Origin of the sequence: Streptomyces viridosporus (assembly GCF_002078235.1) — a bacterium.
Classification (GTDB): domain Bacteria; phylum Actinomycetota; class Actinomycetes; order Streptomycetales; family Streptomycetaceae; genus Streptomyces; species Streptomyces viridosporus.
In genome coordinates, this window is sequence record NZ_MSGP01000244.1 from 1 (window position 1) to 6675 (window position 6675).

A 6675-nucleotide genomic window follows, 5' to 3' on the forward strand; every position below is an offset into this window, starting at 1 on the left:
GGTGGAGGCTCTCGTCGACGCCTGAGGGTCGGCGGTGCCGAGCAACGCGTCGACGAGAGCCTCCACCTCGGCCAGCAGGTCCTCGAGCGACGAGGACACCCGGGTGGCGTCCTCCTCGCCGGAGAGCGACAGGTCGTGGAGGCCGTCGACGACCTCGTGCACGGCGTCCAGCAGGTCGTCGGTGAGGTCGGTCCCGTCGACGAGGAGCGGCGTGTCCTCCGCCGGGTCCGACACCTCCGCCGGATCCGACACCTCCGCCGGGTCCAACGCCTCCGGCGTCGCGGTCGCGGTCGGGGACGGGGTCGCGGTCGGGGACGGGGACGAGGTCGTGGTCGTGGTCACCGGGTCCGACAGGTCCGACAGGTCCGGCGTGTCCGTGGTCACCGGGGCCGTCGTCGCGGGTGCGGCCGTGGCCGTCCGGGCCTTCGCGGCCGCCTTCCTCAGAGCGTCTTCGGCGGCCCCGCCCAGCCTCCTGGCCTCGGCGGGGGGCAGGTGGCCGCCGTCCGCCTCGAGCACGACCTCCAACAGGCGGACGACCGGGGCGAGTTCACCCCTTTGCGCGTCGAGGCTCCTGACCTGCACGAGCAACGCGTCGGACGACGCCGCGGGGGTGCGCTCGCGGGCCGGGTCGGCCGCCGTGGCGGCGGGGCCGGTGATCCCGACCAGGAGGGCGGCGCAGCACGCGCCGAGTGCGATGCGCCGTACGGGCAGAGCACGCATGGGTGTTCCTTTCGGTGAACGTCGGATGCTGTGCCCACCGTGGAAGCGGCCGTGACGCCCCGCAACCGATCATGCGCCGTTCGTGATCTCCCGTTCACCCCGCTGTCCGCCCGGCCCGGCGGGGCCGCGGGCCGGCCCGACGGCGGCTCGGCCCCCGTTCCCCTGCACGGCGGCACCCCGGCGGCGATCGGCTTCACAATTTCAACACACATGTCCCCATTCACTGAATTTCAGTGAATTTGTCCGTTTGGTGACTAGAGTTGCGAACCTCCTCACGCACTCCTCCGGGCGGACGCAACGCATTCGTCCCGCTGTCCGCCGTCCCTCACCCGCTCGAAAGGCTCCGACGGTCATGCGCCAATCCCCGGGTCAGATGCTTCGCCATACGACGGTGGGCGTCCTCACCCTTGCCGCGGTGTGGGCGCCCTGCGGCTCCCCGGTCGCCGCACCGGCCGCGCCCGCGCCCGAGGCCACCGTCCTCGCGTTCGACCAGCGGTACCGCGCGCTCCAGCACGGCGGCATGGTGCGCGCCGCGAACACCTCCATCACCTGCCGCCCGCAGGCGTCCTCCTGCCGGAACGTGCAGAGCGGCGGCCCCGGGGTGAACGGCGACTTCGACATGTTCTACGTCGACGTCGACAACGACCCGAACACCTACAACTCCTCCCGCTCGGAGGTCCGTCTGCCCGCCGGCTCCCGGGTGACGTACGCGCGCCTGTACTGGGGCGGCAACCTGCGCGTGGGCGAGCAGAAGCCGCTCGAGGACAACGGGCGGGTGCTGATCGCCGAACCGGGCGGGGAGTACAAGGAGCTCCTCGCGGACACGGTCGTCGGACACCGCGTGGCGGACGGCGCGGACGCCTTCCAGGCCTCGGCGGACGTGACGGGGCTGGTGCAGGACAGCGGACCGGGCCTGTACACCGTGGCGCAGGTCAACGTGGCCATGGGCCGGTCGGCGGCCGGGGCGTGGGGCGGCTGGACGCTGGTCGTGGCGTACGAGAACCCGGCGGAGCCGCTGCGGCACCTCACGCTCTGGGACGGCTTCCTGCCGCTGATGGGCCGCGGGGAGATCCAGATCCCGCTGCGCGCCCTGGACTTCTCCGCGGGCGCGGGGGGCCGGGTGGGCCTGGTGGCGTACAACGGCGACCGCGGGACCGGCGGCGACTCGCTCGTCCTGACCACCGGCGGGTCCTCGCCCGTGTCCACCGTGCTCGCCGACGCCGCCAACCCCGGCGACGACGTCCTGAACTCCACCATCAGCGACCCCGGAACGGCTCCGGCGCGGGTACCGGCGTACGCCCACACCCTCGGCTACGACTCCGACGTGTTCGACCTCTCGGGTGCTCTGCCGCACTCCGGTGACGAGGCAACCCTGCGGCTGACATCCCAGCAGGACGCGGCATGGGCCGGCGCGCTCTTCGCCGCCGTCGACGCCCGGTGGTGAGCGCGCCGCAGCCCGCCCCGAGTTCCCTCACGGACTCCGCGCGCGGGGAAACCATGCCCACGGACCTGCCCCCCGCCGGCCACCGGCCGCGGATCCTGCACCTCACCCAGCCGGTGGACGGCGGGGTCGCGCGCGTCGTGACGGACCTGGTCCGGTCCCAGCTCGCGGACGGCCTGGACGTCACCGTGATCTGCCCCGACAGCCCGCTCGCCGACCGGCTGCGGGCGCTCGGCGCACACGTACGGCGCTGGCGGGCGACGCGGTCGCCGGGTGCGTCGCTCGTACGGGAGGTACGGCACCTCGCCCGGCTGATCGACGAGGTGCGCCCCGATCTGGTGCACGCGCACAGCGCGAAGGCCGGACTCGCCGGACGGCTCGCGGTGCGCGGGCGGATCCCCACCGTCTTCCAGCCGCACGCCTGGTCGTTCGAGGCGGTGGGCGGGAGCACCGCGGCCCTGGCGCTGCTGTGGGAGCGGTGGGGCGCGCGGTGGGCCGGGCGGATGATCTGCGTGAGCGAGGCGGAACGCGTGACGGGCGTGCGCTCCGGGATCACCGGCCGGTGGGCCGTCGTGCCCAACGGCATCGACCCCGAGCGCTTCCGCCCGGCCTCCGCCGACACCGCACGGGCCGGGCTCGCGCCGCTCGCCGGTCTCCCGCCGCGGACACCGCTCGCCGTGTGCGTGGGCCGGCTGTGCCGGCAGAAGGGGCAGGACGTCCTGCTGCGCGCCTGGGACACCGTCGTGCGCCGGGTGCCCGACGCCCGCCTCGTCCTGGTCGGCGACGGACCGGACCGGGACCACCTGCGCGCGCACGCTCCCGCGTCCGTGCTGTTCGCGGGAGCCGTGGGCGACCCCACCCCCTGGTACCAGGCCGCCGATCTCGTCGTCCTGCCGTCCCGCTGGGAGGGCATGGCGCTGGCCCCGCTGGAGGCGATGGCCTGCGGGCGGCCCGTGGTCGTCACGGACGTCGACGGGGCCCGCGAGAGCCTGCCGCCCTCCTTCACCGCCCGCTGCCTGGTCCCGCCGGAGAACCCCGGGGCACTGGCCGACGCCGTCGGCGAGCTGCTGCTCGACCCGCCGCTGTGCGCCTCGCTCGGCGACCAGGGCCGCCGGCACGTGCTGTCCCTCCACGACGTGCGGCACACCGCCAGGGCGGTCGCGGACGTCTACCACGAGCTGCTCGGCACCCGGCCCGCTCCCGCGTGCGCGTGTCCGTCCCGGGCGGCCGGGCGCGCCGGGACCCACCGGACGACACAGCACGCCGAGCCATCCGAGTACAGGGAGTCCATCCACTCGTGACCGCTGAACGCACCGTTCCCTCCCCCGGCACGACGCCGCGGGAGCACGGCTCCTCACCCGTGTCCGTCATTCCGCCGCGCGGCACCGACACCGGTTTCCGGCCACCCGCCGCGCGGCCCCCCGAACGGCCGGCCTCGCCGGTTCCCCTGCGTGTCGCGGACGGTGCCGCCGCCCTGCTGGGCGCACTGGCGCTCACCGACACCCAGCGCCATCCCCTCCTCGTCGCCCTGCTGGTCGGCGCGGCGCTGCTGTGGCGCCCGCGCGCCGCCGGCTCGCCGGTACCGGGGCTGCTGGAGGAACTGCCCGCCGTGTGCGGCCGCATCCTGGTGGTCTGGTCGGCGGCGGCGGCGCTCTGGGCGGTGCACCGGCCGGAGCAGGCGCTGTCCGCCCGCACCGTGCTGACCGGCCTCGCCCTGCAGGCGGTCGTGGGTTGCACGCTGCGCGCGGCCGTGCACGGGCGGCGGCGCGCCGCGCTGCTGCGCCACCCGCACGCCGCGCTCGTCGTCGGACCGGTGGTGCCCGCGCAGCGCGTGGCCGGCGCCGTGCTGCGCCACCCGCGGTGCGGCGTGCGGCCGGTGGGGATCGTCGCCGACGCCCAGCCGGACGGCACCGAGGGCGTCCCGGTGCTGCGCACGGACGAGGAGGCCCAACGGGCGGTCATCCAGAACGGGGTGCGGGCGGTGCTCGCCGTGCACCCCTCGGTGCGCACCGAACAGGAGCCGCTGCTGCGGGCGCTGGCCGAGTCGGGCTGCGTGGTCTGGGAGGTCGACGCCGACTCCCCGTCGTACGGGGCGCGGGAACGGCTCGCCGGGTTCCCCTGCCGGCGGCTGGACCTCTTCCCGGCGCACTCCGGTGCCGGCGGCAAGCGGATGCTCGACGTCCTGGTCTCGGGAACGCTGCTGCTGCTGGTCAGCCCGTGGCTGCTGGTGTGCGCGGTGACGCTGCGGCTCCTCGACGGGCCGGGCGTGGTGTTCCGGCAGGAGCGCATCGGCCGGAACGGGGAGCCGTTCACGCTGCTGAAGTTCCGCACCCACCGCCCGGTCGACGCGCACGAGTCGGCGACCCGGTGGAGCGTGGCCAACGAGCACGAGATGCGCTGGTTCTGCCGCATGCTGCGGCGCACCTCGCTGGACGAGCTGCTGCAGCTGTGGAACGTGCTGCGCGGCGACATGAGCCTGGTCGGACCGCGCCCCGAACGCCCCTACTTCGTCGCGCAGTTCAGCCGGACCTACCCCGGCTACGCGGCCCGTCACCGGGTGCGCACCGGCATCACCGGACTGGCCCAGGTCCACGGGCTGCGCGGCGACACCTCGATCGAGGACCGCTGCCGGTTCGACAACGCCTACATCGACGACTGGTCGCTGTGGCAGGACGTCTGCATCCTGCTGCGCACCGCGGCCCTGCTGGTCCGTCCGACGGGGAGCTGACCGACCGTGAGCCACGCCCTCGCACCGCTCCCGCGCCGGACCGCCGCACTGGCGCCGGTCCTGCCGCTGGTGGCGGTGGTCGCCCTGCCGGCCCTGCCGTCGGCGGGGGACGGCGCGGGACCCGCCGACGCGGTCTCCGCCCTGGTGGTGGTGTACTGCGTGATCCGTCTGCTGCGGGAGCGGCGGCGCCCGCTGTCGCCGGCCGCGGCGGTGGTGCTGGGCCTGCCGGTCGTGGGGCTGGCGCTCGCCGTCATGGGGACGTCCTCGACGGCGGGCGGGCTCACCGGCCCGGGCCGCTACCTGCAGGTCTTCGTGCTGGTCCCGGCGGCCGTGCTGGTGCTGCTGCGCCACCGGGCCGACCTGCGCGTGCTGGCCTGGTCGTTCGTGGGGCTCGCCCTGTGGCAGGGGGCGGTCGGCGTGCACCAGTACGTCACCCGGACCGGCGCCTCCTACCAGGGCGAGACCATCCGCGCGGTCGGCACCTTCGGGGCCCAGGACGTGATGGGCATGGCGGCGGCGGTCTCGCTGGGCCTGGTGTGCGCGGTCGGGATCGCGCTGGGCCGGACTCCGGTGCGGCAGCGGGCGGTCGCCGCCGGGTGCGCCCTGGCGCTGCTGCTGCCGCTCGCGGTCTCCTTCAGCCGGGGCGCCTGGATCGCGACCGTCCTGACGTGCTCCGTGCAGCTGGCGCTGGCCGGGCTGCGGCGGGCGCTGTGGACGGCCGCGGCCGTGGTCGCCGCGGGCGCGGTCCTGGTGGGCGGCCTCGGCGTCGGCACGGCGCAGTTGCAGGAGCGGCTCGACAGCATCACGCAGGTCGCCGACACCCCCGACCAGTCGGTCGTGGACCGGTACACCCTGTGGGCGTCCGCCACCGGCATGTGGCGCGCGCACCCGCTGACCGGCGTGGGCCTGAAGAACTTCCCCGAGCACCGCGACGCGCACGCCGGCCTCGCGCTGTCGTCGGGCAGCGACATCGAGGGCGCGGGAGAGGCGTTCCACAAGCAGGCGCTGCTGTCCCCGCACAACATGTACCTGCTGGTGCTGAGCGAGCAGGGCCTGATCGGGCTGCTCGCGCTCGCCGGGAGCTGGCTGGCGCTGCTGGTGTGCGGGCTGCGCAGACTGCTGCGGGCGCGCCGCCGCGGACGGGGGCTCGACTGCGGGCTCGTCGCCTGCGGGCTGCTGATCTGGTCGCTGACCGACTTCGTGTACGGCGACATCGGCGGCCCCTCCACCGTGCTGACCGCCATGGGTCTGGGCCTGGCGGCGTGGTGGGCGCTGGCCGACGACGAGCGGGTGGAGGCCGGGTGCCGCGAGGCGGCGGCCGTGCGGGTCGAGGAGGCGGTGGCGCGATGACCGTGGTGCCCTCACGGGCCCCCGGGGCCGCGGCCGACGAGACGGCGGCCGTCCCCGCGGCGCGGACCGCCGGCCCGGCCGGGGACGGCGGCGACCACGCCTCCCCGTCCGGGAGGTTCCTCGCCCGGGCCGCGCTCGTCACGGCGGCGCTGTCCGTCGCCGGCTCCCTGCTGGGTCTGGTGCGCGACCAGTCGTTGGCCCGGCTGTTCGGTGCCGGGAGCGACACGGACGCCTTCCTGGTCGCGTGGACCGTGCCGGAGATCGCCGCGACGCTGCTGATCGAGGACGGGCTGGCGATCGCGCTGATCCCGGCGTTCAGCATGGCGCTGGCCCGCCGCGCCCGGGGCGCCGCGGGCGACCCGGTCCGCGCCCTGGTCGCCGCCACCCTGCCCCGGCTGTGCCTGGCCTTCGCCGCCGTGGCCGCGCTGGTCGCCGC

At 75.7% G+C, this 6675-nt stretch carries 5 protein-coding genes and 1 pseudogene; 5 read left to right on the forward strand and 1 reads right to left on the reverse strand.

Going from position 1 to position 6675, the window contains the following annotated elements; all coding sequences use genetic code 11:
• On the reverse strand, positions 1 to 720 hold a 720-nt coding region (locus B7L92_RS18210), incomplete at its 3' end, for a hypothetical protein (RefSeq protein ID WP_107501524.1).
• A gap of 352 nt (positions 721 to 1072) precedes the next feature.
• On the opposite strand from B7L92_RS18210, the gene B7L92_RS18215 reads away from it, so the two are divergent.
• The 5 genes and pseudogenes from B7L92_RS18215 to B7L92_RS18235 form a co-directional block, all read left to right on the forward strand.
• A complete protein-coding gene (locus tag B7L92_RS18215; protein ID WP_081238625.1) occupies positions 1073 to 2164 on the forward strand; it encodes a DUF3344 domain-containing protein in 1092 nt (363 codons plus the stop codon).
• 53 nt (positions 2165 to 2217) lie between these two features.
• A complete protein-coding gene (locus tag B7L92_RS18220; protein ID WP_174703983.1) occupies positions 2218 to 3462 on the forward strand; it encodes a glycosyltransferase family 4 protein in 1245 nt (414 codons plus the stop codon).
• Positions 3459 to 4889, forward strand: a complete 1431-nt coding sequence (locus B7L92_RS18225) for an exopolysaccharide biosynthesis polyprenyl glycosylphosphotransferase (RefSeq protein WP_081238626.1) — start codon at positions 3459 to 3461, stop codon at positions 4887 to 4889. The genes B7L92_RS18220 and B7L92_RS18225 overlap by 4 nt, the downstream gene beginning before the upstream one ends.
• 6 nt (positions 4890 to 4895) lie before the next feature.
• Positions 4896 to 6239: an O-antigen ligase family protein gene (locus B7L92_RS18230; RefSeq protein WP_081238627.1), complete on the forward strand. Its 1344-nt coding sequence runs from the start codon at positions 4896 to 4898 to the stop codon at positions 6237 to 6239.
• Positions 6236 to 6675: pseudogene (locus B7L92_RS18235) on the forward strand (murein biosynthesis protein MurJ); the annotation flags it as partial. The gene B7L92_RS18230 and the pseudogene B7L92_RS18235, both read left to right, overlap by 4 nt.

Excerpts from the sequence above, each read along its gene's own strand:
- B7L92_RS18215 (WP_081238625.1), top strand. The coding sequence starts at position 1,073 with ATGCGCCAATCCCCGGGTCAGATGCTTCGCCATACGACGGTGGGCGTC.
- B7L92_RS18220 (WP_174703983.1), top strand. The coding sequence starts at position 2,218 with ATGCCCACGGACCTGCCCCCCGCCGGCCACCGGCCGCGGATCCTGCAC.